Below are 18,132 nucleotides of genomic sequence, written 5' to 3' on the forward strand. Positions count from 1 at the left end.
ATATCCTAATTTATTTTATCTTTAGAAGCTAACAAACAACCAAACGATGGAATTAAGTACCCTCGACTACAGTTTTATTGTGGTCTTTTTTGCAATTGTATTAGGAATAGGCGTTTATGTGTCGAAGAAGTCGGGAAAAAACTCATCGGAGTTTTTCCTTTCTGGAAGAACCATGCCATGGTGGTTGTTGGGTTTGTCCATGGTGGCCACAACTTTTTCTACCGATACTCCCAATTTGGTTACCGATATTGTAAGAAGCAATGGTGTTTCCGGTAACTGGGTATGGTGGTGTTTTCTAATTACCGGTATGCTTACGGTTTTTGTATATGCCAAATTATGGAGAAAATCGAACGTAAATACGGATTTAGAGTTTTATGAAATGCGGTATGGGGGCAAGCCCGCCAGTTTTTTAAGAAAATTCAGGGCCATTTACCTCGGGGCACTTTTTAATATAATTACCATGGCTTCGGTTACCTTGGCAGCTATTAAGATAGGAGGTATTATGTTGGGTCTGGAACCTTGGGAAACTGTTGTCGGAGCAGGGTTAATAACCGTTATCTTTAGTGCCCTTGGGGGGTTCAAGGGTGTGGTTTATACAGATTTTTTACTGTTCTTTGTGGCGATGTCCGGTGCGGTGGGTGCTGCATATTATTTGGTAAACATTCCTGAGGTGGGTGGTATACATGCTTTAATGGCAAATGAAAATGTGGTGGACAAGCTTAATATTTTGCCCGATTTTGATAATACCGAAGTATTGATAACCCTATTTATTATCCCTATCGCAGTACAGTGGTGGAGCTCTTGGTATCCAGGAGCAGAACCCGGTGGTGGCGGGTATATAGCACAACGTATGTTGGCCGCTAAAGATGAGAACCATGCCATTGGGGCCACATTCTTTTTTAATATTATGCATTACGCATTACGTCCATGGCCATGGATCTTGGTGGCCTTGGCTTCTTTGGTGGTATATCCGGACATAGCCAGTATTGCAGAGGCGTTTCCAAATGTTGCAGAAAGTAAATTGGGCCATGACCTTGCATACTCCGCTATGTTGACAAAATTACCGAGCGGTCTTTTAGGGGTGGTTTTGGCTTCTTTGATAGCGGCATATATGAGTACAATTTCTACCCAATTGAATTGGGGTTCCTCTTATATTGTTTTCGATTTTTATAAAAGACAGGTAAATCCGAATGCCACGGAAAAACAAATGGTTGCCGTGGGTAGAATATCTACGGTGGTACTTATGGTTTTGAGTGCCCTGTTCGCACTAACATTGCAAAATGCCTTTGAGGTATTTGATCTGTTGATACAGTTTGGTGCAGGTACGGGATTGGTTTTTATTCTTAGATGGTTCTGGTGGCGTATAAACGCCTGGAGTGAAATTACGGCCATGTTCGCCTCGGGGATTATTGTAATATTGTTGGCCAAAACAAGCCTAGGCGATATGCTTTTTGCACCGGAAACAGGGGTGTTTCCCGAGTGGGCAAACTACCCGTTTATTGTGGTGGTAACTACGGCTATTTGGATGTTGGCAACATTTTTAACCCCTCCGGAAAGCGATGCGACCCTACGGTCTTTTTATAGAAAAATTCAACCGGGAGGCCCGGGTTGGCAAAAAGTAGTGTCCGATGCAGAAAAGGCACAGGAAGAAATTGTAAAACCTGGGGAAAAATGGAGCGTACCCTCCGGTGTCTCGGCCATGCTGTTGGGGGTTACACTTATTTATTCCATCATGTTCGCAACCGGATATTGGATTTATGGAAGAACCACCAGTGCCTTGGTTCTTTCGGCAATAGCCTTGGTGTCAGGCTTTTTGCTCATTAAGGCTTGGGGCAGAATGAAAGAAGATATCCTATAATAAATGTCTGTGTGATGAGAGAAAGAATCCTATCCGTAGATATTTTCAGGGGAGCTACCATTTTATTAATGGTATTGGTGAACACACCTGGTACATGGTCTAATGTGTACGCTCCTTTTTTGCATGCCGATTGGCATGGATACACGCCTACCGATCTGGTCTTTCCGTTTTTTCTGTTCATTGTTGGCACCTCTATTGTATTTTCTTATCAAAATAGGGAGGTTGGGTATGATACTTATAAAAAGATTCTCATTAGAACCCTAAAGCTAATTGGGCTAGGACTTTTCTTGGGGGCCTTTTTAATAAGGTTTCCTTTTATAAAAGCTTGGGAGAGCATACGTTTTCCGGGAGTGCTCCAAAGAATCGGGGTAGTCTTTTTCTTTGCCTCTATATTGTTTATCAATTTTAAATGGAAAACACTAATAGGTATTGCCATTACCTTACTAATTTTATATTGGATATTAATGACATTGATACCAGTGGATGGTGTCGCTTCCACTTTGGAAAGAGCCCCTAATAATTTGGCCAATTGGTTGGATGTTAAGGTTTTTGGTTCACATAACTATAAGCCCGATTACGACCCAGAGGGCTTGCTAAGCACCGTTCCTTCTATCGTAAGTTCTTTATTAGGAATTTTTACTGGATTGATACTGACCTCAAAACAAGAAAAAAAAGCTACCATTTTAATGGGTATTGGGGGTAGTTTTTTAATAATAGGGCATTTGTGGGATATGGTGTTTCCAATAAACAAAGCATTGTGGACCAGCAGCTTTGTGCTGGTAACTGCAGGGTGGGCCAATCTTATACTTGCCTTGATATATTATTTAACGGATATAAGAAAAATAGAGTTTGGAAGTATTTTCAGGTATGCCGGGGCCAATGCCATTGTGGTATACTTTCTTTCTAGTTTTATTGCCAAGGTAATGGGGCAGATAAAAGTGGGGGATACGTCGTTGCACGGATGGCTTTTTAAAACTATATATGTGCACGATACCATTTCAATGGAGCTGTCATCGTTGCTATATGGTTTGACCGTCGTGGCCTTTTATAGTTTGGTGGCCTATGTACTTTATAAGAAAAAGATCTTTATAAAAGTGTAGAGACCAAAAAGTTTTGTATACCTAGCGTTGCATTAATTTGGCAACGTACTTGCCTATGACATCAAACTCTAGATTTACGATAGTACCTTTTTTGTATGTGTTGAATCGGGTGTGTTCGTAAGTGTACGGAATAATAGCTACATCAAAGGTGTTTTTTCCTGAATTTACTACCGTAAGGCTGGTACCATCAATAGTAATAGAGCCTTTCTCGATAGTGGGGTTTCCGGTAGCATCATCATACTTAAAAGAAAAGATCCAACTTCCGTTTTCTTCTTTTATTCCAATACATTCACCTGTTTGGTCCACATGACCTTGTACAATATGACCATCCAGTCTGGACCCCATGATCATGGCACGCTCCAGATTTACCGGGTCTCCTGGCTTTAAATTTCCAAGGTTGGTTTTTTTTAAGGTCTCGTCGATTGCCGTAACCGTATAATTATTGCCCGATATAGCAACTACCGTAAGACAAACACCGTTATGGGCTATACTTTGGTCAATTTTGAGTTCTGGGGTAATAGAGGCTTCAATAGTTAAATCCAAATTACCTCCATGGGCTTCAATAGAAGTAACCTTGCCCAATGTTTCAATGATACCGGTGAACATGTGTCGTTTAATTTAAGTAATTTTGATGATTGAAATTTGATTACAAAGGTACAAGATATAATGGAGGAAAAAGGGAAAATAAGGTTAGGTATCTCCATCGGGGATTTGAACGGTATCGGCTGTGAAGTAGCATTGAAAACTTTTGGGGATGCCCGAATGTTGGATTTTTGCACTCCAATAATTTTTGCTTCCAACAAGACTATTTCAGGGCAACAAAAGGCTTTGGGACTTAATATTGCCTTTAATGGAGTACATGATGCATCAAAGGTGGTAGAGGGCAAGCTGAACATTGCAAATGTATGGAAGCAAGTACCTAAAATTCAATTTGGCCAAGCGACGAAAGAAGCGGGCGAATTTGCCATACGGTCTTTAAAGGCCGCTGTTGACGCTTTAAAAAAAGGAGATATAGATGTTTTGGTAACGGCGCCGATAAATAAAAACAATATTCAATCGGAAGAATTTAACTTTCCGGGCCATACCGATTATTTGGCGCAAGAACTTGAAGGCGAAAGCCTGATGTTCATGGTAACCGATACACTTAAGGTTGGTTTGCTTACCGACCACGTAGCGGTAAAGGATGTATCTAAGACCATCGTGCCCAGATTGGTGAGAGACAAAATTAATACCATAGAAAAATCCTTGATGATGGATTTTGGTATTAGAAAACCAAAAATTGCGCTATTGGGAATTAATCCCCATAGTGGCGACAATGGTGTAATCGGAAAAGAAGATGATGAGGTGTTGAAGCCGGTCATCAAAGAAATGGCAAATACAGGACATTTGGTGTTCGGGCCCTATTCGGCCGATAGCTTTTTTGGTTCGGATGCCTATAAGAACTTCGATGCCATATTGGCCGCGTATCATGACCAAGGCTTAATTCCGTTCAAAACCCTTTCTTTTGGTCGTGGAGTTAATTTTACGGCAGGTCTCGACAAAGTGAGAACTTCCCCAGACCATGGCACGGCCTACGAGATAGCAGGCAAAGGGGAGGCCGACCATAGCTCTTTTAAAGAAGCGGTGTTTATGGCCTTAAAAATTTATAAGAACAGGACAGAATATTTGGAACTGACGAAAAATGTCTTAAAAAAGCAACGGGTAAAACGGTAATACCATTTTATTTCTTTGCAAAATAAGTTATGAAGATAAATAGTTGATAACTATTGGCGGTTATTAAAATAATAGTATCTTTGCACCCGCCTTTTATGGTAATGATTTAAAATTAAGAGTTGTAAGTGATGAAGCAAAAGGAGTTCAACATTCCTTTTTCGGGATTGAAACAGGGGAAGCACGACTTTAATTATAAAATCGAGAATAAGTTCTTTGAATCTTTTGGTTACGACGAATTTGATGCAGTAGATGTACAGCTAAACGTTGTGCTGAACAAAACCAGCACCATGATGGAGCTAGATTTTGACGCTGCCGGAACGGTGAACGTTAATTGTGATCTTACGAGCGAACCGTACGACCAACCTATAAGTGGAACGCTTCAGTTGGTAGTAAAGTTTGGTGAGGAATACAATGATGATGATGATGAGATATTAATATTGCCGCATGGCGAACATCAGGTGAACATTGCCCAATACATTTATGAAATGATTATACTGGCGGTTCCCCAAAAAAGAGTTCACCCCGGTATTTTAGATGGCACATTAAAATCAGAAGCGTTGAACAAGCTTGATGAGCTTCAACCAAAGGACAAAAAAAATAATAAAGACGATAACGATCCCAGGTGGGACGAATTAAAAAAACTATTAACGGATAAATAAGGTTATAAATGGCACATCCTAAAAGAAAGATTTCCAGAACTAGGAGAGACAAAAGAAGAACGCATTATAAAGCAGTTGCACCTACATTGGCTACTGATTCAACGACAGGTGAAATGCATTTATACCATAGAGCACACTGGCACGAAGGTAAATTGTACTACAGAGGCCAAGTATTGGTAGATAAAACCGAAGAAATAGAAGCTTAATATAGCTTCACGACCTTATATATAACTCCCACTTCCAAGAAGTAGGGAGTTTTTTTTCACCTATATCTAGCCATAGGGCGACCATTAAATTTTACAATCAATTTTAACATAAAGGGATTAAATTTTTCAAAAACCCGTTGTTTTGAGGAAAAAAGTCGACTAAAATCACTAATTTTCACCACTTTTGACGTGTTTTTGAACGTTTTCACCTGAATGCAATTAAAATATGACCAAAATTACGGCAGCGATTACAGCTGTAGGAGGCTATGTTCCCCAGTTTGTCCTCACCAATAAAATGTTGGAGGAGATGGTAGAAACGAATGATGAATGGATTACTACCAGAACGGGTATTAAAGAGAGGAGAGTCTTAAAAAAGGAAGAAGGGGAAGGTACCTCATATCTTGCAATTAAGGCTGCTACCCAATTAATCGAAAAAAAGAAATTAGATCCGGCAGAAATAGATTTGATTATGGTTGCAACGGCAACACCAGACAGCATGGTTGCCTCTACGGCCGCTTTTGTAGCGTCAGAGATAGGTGCTGTTAATGCTTTTGCATATGATCTATTGGCAGCTTGCTCCAGTTTTCTTTTTGGCATGTCCACGGCGGCCAGTTATATAGAGTCCGGACGGTACAAAAAAGTCTTGTTGATAGGAGCGGATAAAATGTCATCTATTATAGATTATACGGATCGTACCACTTGTATCATTTTTGGAGATGGTGCAGGGGCAGTATTGTTCGAACCGAATACGGAAGGCCTAGGGCTTCAAGATGAATATTTAAGGTCAGATGGATCGGGCAGGCAGTTCTTAGGTATGGAAGCAGGAGGTTCTTTGATGCCGGCAACCGAACAGACCGTAAAAGATAGAAAGCATTATATTTTTCAAGATGGCAAAACAGTGTTCAAGTTCGCTGTTTCCAATATGGCGGATGTTGCAGAAAGAATAATGAAAAGAAACAATTTAACAGATGAAGATGTTTCTTGGTTGGTGCCGCATCAGGCCAATAAGCGTATTATCGACGCTACGGCAAACCGTATGGGACTCGACCATTCTAAAGTATTGATGAACATACAACGTTACGGTAATACTACCTCGGCAACGTTACCTTTATTGTTGAACGATTACGAAGACCAAATAAAAAAAGGAGATAATCTTGTTTTTGCTGCCTTTGGAGGTGGCTTTACCTGGGGGTCCATTTATTTAAAATGGGCCTATAATTAATTAGACAACCAACGAAAAACATATTTAACCATGGATATTAAAGAAATACAAAGCCTTATTAAATTTGTCGCAAAATCTGGAGCCAGCGAAGTAAAATTGGAAACCGATGAGATAAAGATTACCATACGAACGGGTAGTCTTGGTAATAATGAGCCAACTTATGTTCAATCTATACCTATGGCCCAAGCTCCGGTAGCCCACGCAGCTCCTCCGCAAGAGGCACCTTCGGCTCCAGCCAAATCTACTGAGCCGGAAAAGAAAGAGGACGATTCCAAATATATAACTATCAAATCCCCTATAATTGGAACTTTCTACAGAAAACCATCACCTGACAAACCTGCCTTTGTAGAGGTCGGTGACAAGATTTCATCAGGAGATGTACTTTGTGTTATCGAGGCAATGAAATTATTCAACGATATAGAATCTGAAGTCTCTGGTACTATTGTCAAAGTCTTGGTCGATGATGCCTCGCCTGTAGAGTTTGATCAACCATTATTCTTGGTAGACCCAGCTTAAATTGGTTTAACCCAGATCATTGGTCATATGCCAATGTCCAGAATTTAAGATTTACACTAAAATATCAAGAGATGTTTAAAAAAATATTGATTGCAAATAGGGGAGAAATCGCTTTACGTGTTATCCGTACTTGTAAGGAAATGGGGATAAAGACCGTAGCTGTTTACAGTAAGGCAGATGAAGAAAGTCTTCACGTACGTTTTGCGGACGAAGCCGTGTGTATAGGGCCAGCTCCAAGTAGTGAATCGTATTTGAAGATACCTAATATTATTGCTGCGGCAGAAATTACCAATGCCGATGCCATACACCCTGGATATGGTTTTCTTTCTGAAAACTCAAAATTCTCTAGGATCTGTGCAGAGCACGACATAAAATTTATTGGTGCCTCAGGAGATCAAATAGATCGTATGGGGGATAAGTCTACGGCAAAAGAAACCATGAAAAAGGCCGGGGTACCTTGCGTTCCTGGATCCGATGGTTTGTTGAAAGATGTTGAAGACGCTAAAAAAGTGGCCAAAAAGATGGGCTATCCCGTAATGATCAAAGCCACTGCCGGTGGAGGGGGAAAAGGCATGCGTGCCGTGTGGGGCGAAGATGAGATGGAAGAGCTTTTTGAAAGTGCCGTACAAGAAGCAACTGCTGCTTTTGGTAATGGTGGCATGTACATGGAGAAACTGATCGAAGAGCCTAGGCATATAGAAATACAGATCGTTGGTGATCAATATGGCAAGGCGTGTCATCTTTCTGAACGTGATTGCTCTATTCAACGACGCCATCAAAAACTGACCGAAGAAACTCCTTCTCCGTTTATGACCGATAAATTAAGGGAAGAAATGGGGAAAGCTGCGGTCAAGGCGGCCGAATATATAAAATATGAAGGTGCCGGTACAATCGAGTTTTTAGTGGATAAACACCGTAAATTCTATTTTATGGAGATGAATACCCGTATTCAGGTAGAGCATCCCATCACAGAGCAGGTCATAGATTACGATTTAATACGTGAACAAATATTGGTGGCCGCGGGTGTTCCGATTTCTGGAAAAAATTATTTGCCTAAACTGCACTCCATAGAGTGTAGGATCAATGCCGAAGATCCTTATAATAACTTTAGGCCATCTCCAGGTAGAATAACTACTTTGCACACACCGGGAGGCCATGGGGTGCGTATGGATACACACGTGTATAGCGGATATAGTATTCCGCCAAACTATGACTCTATGATAGCCAAGTTGATCACAACGGCACAGACAAGAGAAGAAGCCATCAATAAGATGAAACGCGCTTTGGACGAATTCGTAATCGAGGGTATAAAAACCACGATTCCTTTTCACAGACAGTTAATGGACGATCCCGATTATTTGGCAGGCAATTATACCACTGCCTTTATGAACGATTTTAAGATGGATCCTCCACCTAAAGAATAAAACAAAGAACCCTAACAGAAATGTTAGGGTTCTTTGTTTTAAACAACCTTTATAATACTTATTTTACCTTTAATTGTTTTAAGAGAGGAATGAATTTAAGTTACTGGGAATATAAATCGTGGTTTTCCAATGTTGATTATACTGTAATAGGAAGTGGTATCGTAGGCCTTACTACTGCATTAAGGCTTAGGCAGAAGTATCCGAAGGCAGGTATTTTGGTATTGGAAAAAGGAGTATTGCCCCAAGGGGCAAGTACTAAAAACGCCGGTTTTGCTTGTTTTGGAAGTATTTCAGAAATCTTGGCGGATTTAAAAGAGCATTCAGAAGAGGAGTTGGTACGTTTGGTAGATCAAAGATGGAAGGGGATTCAATTACTTCGAAGCTTATTGGGCGACACGACTATTGGGTATCAAAATAATGGGGGACATGAAATATTTTTACAAAAGGACGAAAATCGTTTTCAATACTGCTACGATAATATAAGTGACATAAATGAACTGTTGAGTCCCGTTTTTCAGAAAGAACCTTTCAAGATTTCTAATAATAAATTTGGTTTTGAGGGAGTTAACCAGCACTATATCACCCATATTTTTGAGGGACAAATAGATACGGGAAGAATGATGAAATCTTTATTGGAGAAAGCAATGAAGGCCAATATCAATATTTTGAACTCAACCGTGGTGGAATCTTTTTTGGACACGGGAAATAGTGTGGAGGTCAGATGTGAGGGCTTTCAATTTAGTACAAATAAACTTTTGGTGGCTACCAATGGTTTTGCACAACAGCTGTTTAAAGAGAATGTAAGACCGGCGCGTGCACAGGTAATCATTACCAAACCTATAAAGAACCTACATATAAAAGGGACGTTCCATTTAGAGGAAGGATACTATTACTTTAGGAATATAGATGATAGAATTTTATTGGGAGGTGGCCGAAACCTTGACTTTAAGACCGAAGAAACCTTTGAATTTGGTCAGACCTCTTTGGTAAGGCACAAGTTAAAACAATTGTTATCTACATTGATATTGCCAAGTACACCTTTTAAAATTGACTATGGATGGAGTGGCATAATGGGCGTTGGGCCACAGAAAAGACCAATCATAAAACAACTGTCCAACAATGTGGCGTGCGGGGTTCGACTGGGTGGCATGGGTGTTGCCATAGGAGCTTCGGTGGGTGAGCAATTGGCGGATATTTTTTAAAAAAATCTGCTCTTTTCAATTTTTCTAACCATTATGTTAAAACAATATATAGACCGCTATTTTCTTCCTATATTGTTTTTCTTATTTATAAGATAGGTTCCCCAGACCTTGAAATTTTTATTCCTACTTCTTTGCTTGTAAAGTGTTTAATTACGAGTAGCATACAATATGAAAAGGAGGTTTGGGAGTTTTGTTTTTTTATTTATCTTATTTACAGCTTGTTCCAGTGGCAAAACAAAATATCAGCTTAGATATAATGATATATGGAAAGAGATTATTCAATCTCAAGTTTGGAAAGAATCTTTGAACAACGAAAAAGAAGGTGTTTATAACACTATGTATGCGAGTGCCGATGACGCCATTGTATTGGAACCTGAAAACTCTTTTGTTAATAATGGTGTAGTATTCGAAAAACAGTACCATTCCCTAGTTTCCAGGGCATATTTTAAGATTATTACAGAGGCTGAAAAACTCGATGCGCGCATTACCGCAGAATATAATATGTTGAAAGAAATTTCTGTTGACGATACATCATCCAAGAACTACAAAGAAGAGGTTGTAAGAAAGTATAAAGCCCATAAAGCAATGCTCAGCGGATTAAAATCTTGGAATATCTTTAGTGAAAACCGGTCAGGTGACCTAGCATATTTTAAGAAGGAAAATAGAGAAGCAATTCAAAAAATGTATGGTAATGGGGAGAGTAAGGATCAAATGGTTAACTTTCTGATCTATAAACTTGCCGATTTATATCACGTTGAAAAATAATAAAGAAATTAAAGAAGCCGCTTTTACCTATTGCAAAGAGTTTGTTTTTGGTCGAATATCTCGTTTAAAAAGGCAAATATCCGAGATAGAGACGGCACTTACATCCGAGACCAAAAGTAGTGCAGGAGATAAACATGAAACTGGTAGGGCCATGTTGCAGTTAGAACGGGAGAAAATCGGGGTTCAGCTCGCCAATGCCGAAAATATGCAAGGTTTACTGAACAAAGTTCGTTTAGATTCCCCTACAGTTTCCATTGCTTTAGGGGCTTTGGTGTATACCACCGAGGCTAAGTATTATATCGCAATATCCGCAGGTGAATTCAAGATGGGTAACGAGGTGGTATATTGTATTTCTCCAGTGACCCCTGTAGGGAAATTACTTTTGGGCAAAAAGGAAGATGATGAATTTACCTTTAACGGCAAGACCCACCGTATCGTAGCGGTTTATTGAACACGTTTTCCAATTTTTTGGTTACCTTAAACATTTGGTGTACAAATAGTTTGATAAAAAGTACGGGTTAAGGGTATTTGTATTAATAGGCCTTGGCTTTAAGATTGTACCTGACTAAAAATTATAAAGGTTTTACGATAGGTTATGGAGTTATTATTTTTATTGGTCGCCGTATTGGCCATCATTTATTTGACTACCCGGTTAAAGGTGCATGCGTTTATCGCTCTTTTTATTGTTTCTATTTTATATGGTCTTTTTGCAGGTATGCCTTACCAAGAGATTATTTCTTCCATAAATAATGGGTTTGGCGATACCTTGGGAAAAATAGGGTTGATCATTGTTCTAGGGGTCATAATCGGTGCATTTTTAGAGAATACGGGCGGTGCGTTTGCCATTGCGGAAAAGGTGTTGCAACTGATCGGTAAAAAAAGAGTTACCACGGCTATGGGAATTATCGGGTATGTGGTATCCATTCCTGTGTTTGCCGATAGTGGGTTTATGTTGCTTCATCCTTTAAATAAAAGTTTGTCTAAAAAGGCGGGTATTTCAATTGCGGGCCCGGCCATAGCCTTGGGTGTGGGCTTAATGGCCTCGCACACTATGGTACCGCCAACTCCAGGACCTATTGCCGCGGCCGGTATTTTAGATGCGGATCTAGGGTTGGTAATCGCATTTGGTTTTCCGGCAAGTATAATTGCCTTGATCTCCGGTATTATCTTCGCTAAAAAATATGCCTCTAAAACGCAAATAGAACCTGATGTGGAGGATGCCCTCAAGGCTGAGAAGGAATTGATAAATGCTCCAAGTGCTTTAAAATCATCTGTTCCCATATTGCTTCCTATTCTTTTGATTGTACTTAAATCGGTATTAAACCCCAAAAGAACGGGTCTGGACAATTCTTTTGTGGATCTTATCGGTTTCTTGGGCGAACCTGTAATTGCTTTGTTGATAGGTGTTTTTTTGTGCCTGTTGTTGCCTAAAAAGCTGAATTACGATATGCTTTCGTCGTCGGGTTGGGTAGGTAAGGCTATAAAAGATGCCGCTTCGATTATTTTGATAACCGGAGCTGGGGGTATTTTTGGGAAAATCCTACAAAATTCAGGAATAGCGGACACCTTAGGGCAATTATTGACAGAGTATAACATTGGTATATTTTTACCCTTTGTTCTGGCCGCAGCATTAAAAACGGCCCAAGGATCCTCTACGGTAGCTTTGGTGACCACAGCATCCATAATCATGCCCATGATGTCATCGCTCGGGTTTGAGACCGACATTCAAAAAGCCTTGGTCGTGGTGATAATTGGTGCAGGGTCTGCGGTTGTTTCCCACGCTAACGATAGCTTTTTTTGGGTAGTCACCCAAATGAGCGGAATGAACGTTAAAACCGGGTATAGGTTGTTTAGTCTTGGATGTGGAGTTTTGGGTGCGGTAGGGGCTTTAACGGTCTTTGTTTTTTATTCTTTTTTCGCCTAAGCCTACCTATATATCTAATGCTATCGTGTTCTAATTTACAAATCAGATTTCGGGCCTTCTTCGATTTACTTTTTTGACGGCGGACATTTTTTTGGACCGAAGTCTTTTTTCAATAGCTGATTTGGAGGGCTTGGTGGGTTTTCTTTTTTTATGAACAAGTAATGCTTTGTCCAACAGATCAAAAAAGCGATCTATCACCAAACTTTTGTTTTTATGCTGGCTGCGGGCATCATCACACTGTAATAATAGAAGACCTTCTTTGGTAAGTTTGGAGCCTAGTTTAAGTGAAATCCGTTTTTTTTCTGTGTCCGAAAGACCTTTGGAATTGAAGAGATCAAAGTTGAGTTCTACTTTAGAAGATACTTTATTGGCATGTTGGCCTCCTGGGCCACTGCTTCTAACGGCCTTGAATTGAAGTTCTTTAAGTATAATTTCTTTGTTCAATGGTAATGCTTTGTTCCCAAAGGTAAGTAAAGTATAGGGGAAGCTTGCACAAGATAATAGTAGGCTTTGATATTATATGGTTGGTGAGTGTTGTATTCTTTGGTTGATCGTTTCTAAAGAAACATTCAGAAAAACTTTTTTATGTAATGCCAGTTCTGAATCGGAGTGAAAGAAAATAGATTCCCCATCGTCCGTTATACCTTGTGCCAGATAATGACTGCCCATGGGGTATGAAGTGTTTACGGTGACAGGAATACCCGAAGTTTCCGACACCTTAAACTCATGTGCGTAGACGATTATTTTTCTTTTGGTATTTGCGTATGATTTTAGAACGTCGATGGCGATGGAATTCGCCTCCCCGAAAAGGGACGCAACGTAGAGACTTTTTGGGTTTTTATATAGGTCTATAGGCCGTCCTCGTGCAATAATTTTTTTTTCTTTGATAACGACCACCTTGTCAGTAAATGGCAGTACATCATTATAATCATGGGTGGCTACGATACAGGTAATACCGTTATCCTTTAAATATTTGAAAATGTTTCTTCGTAGGCTGTTTTTTAGAAAGTTATCTATGTGGCTAAATGGTTCGTCCAGTAATAAAACTTCAGGTTTTTGGGCAAGTACCCTGGCCAAGGCAACACGTTGTTGTTGTCCCCCACTTAAGGTTTTCACTTTTTTGTCGGCAAATTCGGTAAGCTCTATCATTTCTAGAAGCTCTTGTGTACGCTCTTTTAATTCCTTTGGATAGAAAACCGATAAGTACTGGCTTATATTCTCAGATACCGTGGTAAAAGGCATCAAATCGAAATCTTGGGACAAATATTTCATGTACGGAGCTCCGGGCACCAAGTTAAAAGCGGGTCCGAGTACAGGCTCGTCTTCCCAAAACACCTCTCCTTGTTCCAAATCCATGAGTCCATATATGATTTTCAGCAAAGTACTTTTACCGCATCCACTTTCTCCTATAATGGCAACATGTTCCCTTCGTTGAATCCTTAGGTCTATATTTTCTAGTACCGGAGTCTTATTATAGGTAAACGAAACATTTTCTACTCTAAGCATAAAGAAAAGTTGAAGGATTAAAATAAAGAAAAATCCGTTCTTAAACAGGAACGGATTTTTCAATTATTTATTGATGTGTAAAAACCTTAATCTTTGAATTCTTTGAGAACGGACTGATTTGGTAACTCCTCAAAGCCCATATTATAAAGGGTAAACCCGAAAATATCGGCATATTGCTCAATGGTTTTGCTGACCGGGGTTCCTGCTCCATGACCTGCATTTGTTTCTATTCTGATCAAAGTAGGCATATTACCTGCCTGTTTTGCCTGCAGTTCTGCAGCAAACTTAAAACTATGTGCAGGTACTACACGATCATCATGGTCACCGGTAGTTACCAAAGTAGCAGGGTAAGAGACCCCTTCTTTTACATTATGTACAGGAGAGTAGCCCTTAAGGTATTCGAACATTTCTTTACTGTCTTCGGCGGTTCCGTAATCATAGGCCCAACCGGCACCAGCGGTAAAAGTGTGATATCGTAACATATCCATTACACCAACGGCCGGCAGTGCTACTTGCATTAGATCGGGTCTTTGGGTCATGGTGGCACCTACTAACAGGCCGCCGTTAGATCCACCACGTATGGCCAAGTATTCTTTAGAGGTATAGTTGTTTTCTATAAGGTATTCGGCCGCTGCAATAAAATCATCGAACACATTTTGTTTTTTTGTTTTGATGCCTGCATCGTGCCATTTTTTACCATATTCGCCCCCTCCCCTTAAGTTAGGTACGGCGTAAACACCACCTTGTTCCATCCAAACGGCATTAATAATACTGAAAGATGGGGTAAGACTAATATTAAAACCGCCATAGCCATATAGGATAGTAGGATTTTTACCGTTGAGCTCCAAGCCTTTTTTATGGGTAATGATCATAGGGATCTTGGTACCGTCTTTTGAAGAGTAAAAAACCTGTTTAGATTCGTAGTCGTCCGAATTAAAATCTATATCCGGTTTCCAATATTCTTCATATTCGCCGGTTTCTACATTGTATTTGTAAGAAGATCCAGGGGTGTTATAATTGGTGAACGAAAAATAGAATTCTTTATCTTCTTTTTTGCCGCCAAAACCACTGGCGGTTCCTACCCCGGGAAGTTTTACTTCCCTAACTAGATTACCGTCATAATCGTACTGAAAAACTTTAGAGATGGCGTCTACCATATAGCGTGCAAAGAAATAGCCGCCTCCTGTATTGGGGCTCAGTACGTTTTCCGTTTCAGGGATAAAATCTACCCAGTTTTCCGGTGTAGGATTTTTGGCATCTACGGTAACTATTTTTTGGTTGGGGGCATTTCTGTTAGTGACAATATATAATTTTGAACCTACATTCTCTATGATGGAGTTGTCAGATTCTGTATCCTCAACAACCGGAACTAGAGTTCCGTTAGGGTCTTCTAGATCGCGAATAAATAGCTTGTTGCCCGAAGTGGATACCGATGCCGAGATGATAAGATATCTATTGTCCTCGGTAACACTGGCGCCAACATATCGGTGTTTTTCGGAAGGAGTGCCGCCAAAAATGAGTTGATCGTCTTTTTGGGGCGTACCAAGTTTATGATAGTAAACTTTGTGCTGGTCTGTTTTGGCAGAAAGCTCACTTCCTTTTGGCTTGTCGTAGCTAGAGTAGTAGAAACCATCTTTTCCTTTCCATGAAACACCACTGAATTTAATATCTACCAAAGTATCTTCAACTACTTCTTTGGTTTTCGTGTCTATTACAATAGCTTTTCTCCAATCACTTCCTCCTTCAGATATCAGATACGTGGCCAATGAACCGTCTTTGGTAAAACGTAGGCCGGCCAATGAGGTAGTACCATCTTCTGAAAATGTATTGGGGTCAAGAAAAACCTCTTCTTCTCCGTCACCCTTTTTTCTATAGAGTACATTTTGATTCTGTAAACCGTTGTTTTTATAGAAATAAGTGTAATCTCCTTCTTTGAAGGGAGCTCCTAATTTCTCGTAGTTCCAAAGTTGTTCCAATCGGTTTTTAAGGTCGTTTCTAAAAGGTATGTTTTCTAGATAACCAAAAGTGGTTTCGTTCTGCTTTTTTACCCATGCTTCGGTTTCTGGGCTTCGGTCATCTTCTAACCAACGATAAGGGTCGCTGACCTTGGTACCAAAATAGGTGTCTACGGTATCAACTTTGGCAGTAGTTGGGTAATTCACGGTAATAGTTTCTTTGTTGTTTTTAGTTTCACACGATATTACAGTTATTGCAATAAGCGCGTATAAAGATGGTCTTTTCATGGTCTTTTTAATTGGTGACTATAAAAATACCATAAAAAAACCTTCAAAACAGACCTGTTTTGAAGGTTTTAACATTCATGGATAAGAGGTTTATACCAAATTTTTATCCACTAAATATTCCGCTATCTGAACTGCGTTGGTAGCAGCGCCTTTTCTAAGGTTATCGGCAACGATCCACATATTTAAAGTGTTGCGCTGCGTTTCGTCTCTTCGTATACGGCCCACAAAAACCTCGTCTTTGTCATGCGCATATATGGGCATAGGGTAGGTGTTGGTATCTGGGTTGTCTTGTACCGTTACCCCTGGTGTATTGTTCAATATTTGACGTATTTCGTTCAGTTCAAAATCGTTATGGAACTCAACATTTACCGATTCTGAATGTCCACCTGCCGTAGGTATACGAACGGCTGTGGCACTGATGGAGAATGAACGGTCGTCCAATATTTTTTGTGGCTCGCGCGCCAATTTCATTTCTTCTTTGGTATAGCCGTTTTCAAGAAAAACGTCGCAATGAGGTAGGGCGTTTCTACCTATTGGATAAGGATACGCCATTTCACCCTTAACTCCGGCAATCTCGTTCTCTAGTTGTTGCACAGCTTTAACACCGGTCCCCGATACCGATTGATAGGTAGAAACAACTACCCTTTTCATTTTATATTTTTTGTGTAATGGAGCCAATGCCATTACCATCTGAATGGTAGAACAATTGGGATTGGCAATAATTTTGTCCGAGGGGGTGAGGGAGTCCGCATTTATTTCTGGAACGATCAATTTTTTCTCAGGATCCATTCGCCATGCAGAGGAATTGTCTACAACCGTAGTACCTACTTCTGCAAATTTTGGCGCCCACTCTAAGGAAGTGTCACCACCTGCCGAAAAGATGGCAATATCAGGTTTAGCGGCAACCGCATCCGATAAGCCTATAACGGTATGTTCTTCGTCTTTATAAGAGAGTTTTTTACCTACGGAGCGTTCCGAAGCTACCAATAATAGCTCCGTAATGGGGAAATTACGTTCGGCCAACACTTTCAACATCACTTCACCTACCATTCCTGTGGCACCAACAACTGCTACTTTCATCTATTTATGGTTAAAATTAAATTGAGGACAAAAATAGCTATTACAGTCTGTTGGACAAGATAAAAACAACAAAATAAATAAAATATAACAAAAAGTTATAAAAATAACAATTTAAGGGTTTATTCAATTTTGAACTAAAAAAGAACCGTCAACGTTGTTAGCGAAACAGCGTTGACGGTTTAAGTTGAAATTTGTTGCAGTGCAACGGTTCCCTTGGAAAGGGTATGTTTTAAATTACTTTTTTAAAGCATCTCTAATCTCTGCCAATAATTCTTCGGCAGTAGGTTCTTTTGGAGCTTCTTCTACTGGTTCTGGTGGAGTTTTTGTTTTGTTGTAAGCCTTTACGATCATAAACAGAACAAAACCTACTGTAATCAAATTGATTATAGCGTTTACCCATTTACCGTACATGATGGCGTTTTCTGGTTTCTCGACAGTTCCATCGGCTGCCAAGACTGCTTCGTCCAATACAATTTTCATATCGGCAAAATCAAGACCACCTGCAAAGTGACCTACGATAGGCATCATAATATCACTGACAAAACCACTGACTACAAGACCTACGGCCCCAGCCATAATTACCGCAACTGCCAAGTCAATGACATTTCCGGTCATAATAAAATTCTTAAACTCTTTTAACATGATTTAGTGTTTTAAAAAAAAATTAAAATTAATATGTGGTCGCAATGTAAGAAAAAAAAAGAGTCTTAATGA

At 39.9% G+C, this 18,132-nt stretch carries 18 protein-coding genes; 12 read left to right on the forward strand and 6 right to left on the reverse strand.

Translation table 11 applies throughout. From position 1 onward, the window contains the following. Positions 1-46 precede the first annotated feature (46 nt). Positions 47-1,858, forward strand: a complete 1,812-nt coding sequence (locus tag AB657_RS13485; RefSeq protein ID WP_047246965.1) for a sodium:solute symporter family protein — start codon at positions 47-49, stop codon at positions 1,856-1,858. A 14-nt stretch (positions 1,859-1,872) separates the two neighbouring features. Beyond that, entirely contained in the window at positions 1,873-2,958 is a 1,086-nt protein-coding gene (locus AB657_RS13490; protein ID WP_047248001.1) for an acyltransferase family protein, read from the forward strand. A 21-nt stretch (positions 2,959-2,979) separates the two neighbouring features. On the opposite strand, the gene AB657_RS13495 is transcribed toward AB657_RS13490, so the two are convergent. Further along, positions 2,980-3,564, reverse strand: coding sequence for a riboflavin synthase (locus tag AB657_RS13495; protein ID WP_047246966.1), 585 nt, complete (start codon positions 3,562-3,564; stop codon positions 2,980-2,982). A 60-nt stretch (positions 3,565-3,624) separates the two neighbouring features. On the opposite strand from AB657_RS13495, the gene pdxA reads away from it, so the two are divergent. From pdxA to AB657_RS13545, 10 genes are all read left to right on the forward strand, one after another. Next, positions 3,625-4,671, forward strand: a complete 1,047-nt coding sequence (pdxA, locus tag AB657_RS13500; RefSeq protein ID WP_047246967.1) for a 4-hydroxythreonine-4-phosphate dehydrogenase PdxA — start codon at positions 3,625-3,627, stop codon at positions 4,669-4,671. A gap of 128 nt (positions 4,672-4,799) precedes the next feature. Beyond that, on the forward strand, positions 4,800-5,330 hold the full coding sequence (locus AB657_RS13505) for a YceD family protein (protein ID WP_047246968.1): 531 nt from the start codon (positions 4,800-4,802) through the stop codon (positions 5,328-5,330). Between the two features lie 8 nt (positions 5,331-5,338). Beyond that, a complete protein-coding gene (rpmF, locus tag AB657_RS13510) occupies positions 5,339-5,536 on the forward strand; it encodes a 50S ribosomal protein L32 (protein ID WP_047246969.1) in 198 nt (65 codons plus the stop codon). A gap of 226 nt (positions 5,537-5,762) precedes the next feature. Beyond that, the gene (locus AB657_RS13515; protein WP_047246970.1) at positions 5,763-6,758 is read left to right on the forward strand and encodes a beta-ketoacyl-ACP synthase III; all 996 of its coding nucleotides are present in this window, start codon (positions 5,763-5,765) and stop codon (positions 6,756-6,758) included. Between the two features lie 30 nt (positions 6,759-6,788). Further along, entirely contained in the window at positions 6,789-7,274 is a 486-nt protein-coding gene (gene accB, locus AB657_RS13520) for an acetyl-CoA carboxylase biotin carboxyl carrier protein (protein ID WP_047246971.1), read from the forward strand. Positions 7,275-7,345: 71 nt separating this feature from the next. Beyond that, positions 7,346-8,698: an acetyl-CoA carboxylase biotin carboxylase subunit gene (gene accC, locus AB657_RS13525; protein WP_047246972.1), complete on the forward strand. Its 1,353-nt coding sequence runs from the start codon at positions 7,346-7,348 to the stop codon at positions 8,696-8,698. An 89-nt stretch (positions 8,699-8,787) separates the two neighbouring features. Beyond that, on the forward strand, positions 8,788-9,900 hold the full coding sequence (locus AB657_RS13530; protein WP_047246973.1) for an NAD(P)/FAD-dependent oxidoreductase: 1,113 nt from the start codon (positions 8,788-8,790) through the stop codon (positions 9,898-9,900). Positions 9,901-10,068: 168 nt separating this feature from the next. Then, positions 10,069-10,665 (forward strand): hypothetical protein, encoded by a 597-nt coding sequence (locus AB657_RS13535; RefSeq protein ID WP_047246974.1) that lies wholly within the window; start codon positions 10,069-10,071, stop codon positions 10,663-10,665. Continuing rightward, on the forward strand, positions 10,655-11,116 hold the full coding sequence (locus AB657_RS13540; RefSeq protein WP_047246975.1) for a GreA/GreB family elongation factor: 462 nt from the start codon (positions 10,655-10,657) through the stop codon (positions 11,114-11,116). The genes AB657_RS13535 and AB657_RS13540 overlap by 11 nt, the downstream gene beginning before the upstream one ends. A 144-nt stretch (positions 11,117-11,260) precedes the next feature. Continuing rightward, the gene (locus AB657_RS13545) at positions 11,261-12,589 is read left to right on the forward strand and encodes a GntP family permease (protein WP_047246976.1); all 1,329 of its coding nucleotides are present in this window, start codon (positions 11,261-11,263) and stop codon (positions 12,587-12,589) included. 42 nt (positions 12,590-12,631) lie between these two features. Here the strand turns inward: AB657_RS13545 and arfB are convergent, their stop codons facing one another. From arfB to mscL, 5 genes are all read right to left on the reverse strand, one after another. After that, on the reverse strand, positions 12,632-13,033 hold the full coding sequence (arfB, locus tag AB657_RS13550; RefSeq protein WP_047246977.1) for an alternative ribosome rescue aminoacyl-tRNA hydrolase ArfB: 402 nt from the start codon (positions 13,031-13,033) through the stop codon (positions 12,632-12,634). A gap of 72 nt (positions 13,034-13,105) precedes the next feature. Next, positions 13,106-14,095 (reverse strand): ABC transporter ATP-binding protein, encoded by a 990-nt coding sequence (locus AB657_RS13555; protein WP_047246978.1) that lies wholly within the window; start codon positions 14,093-14,095, stop codon positions 13,106-13,108. An 86-nt stretch (positions 14,096-14,181) separates the two neighbouring features. Then, positions 14,182-16,338, reverse strand: coding sequence for a prolyl oligopeptidase family serine peptidase (locus tag AB657_RS13560; protein ID WP_047246979.1), 2,157 nt, complete (start codon positions 16,336-16,338; stop codon positions 14,182-14,184). 90 nt (positions 16,339-16,428) lie between these two features. Then, positions 16,429-17,418: an aspartate-semialdehyde dehydrogenase gene (locus AB657_RS13565; protein ID WP_047246980.1), complete on the reverse strand. Its 990-nt coding sequence runs from the start codon at positions 17,416-17,418 to the stop codon at positions 16,429-16,431. A 234-nt stretch (positions 17,419-17,652) separates the two neighbouring features. Continuing rightward, positions 17,653-18,060, reverse strand: a complete 408-nt coding sequence (gene mscL, locus AB657_RS13570; RefSeq protein ID WP_047246981.1) for a large conductance mechanosensitive channel protein MscL — start codon at positions 18,058-18,060, stop codon at positions 17,653-17,655. Positions 18,061-18,132: the final 72 nt, after the last annotated feature.

The organism is Maribacter thermophilus, from assembly GCF_001020565.1.
GTDB classification, from domain to species: Bacteria; Bacteroidota; Bacteroidia; order Flavobacteriales; family Flavobacteriaceae; genus Maribacter; species Maribacter thermophilus.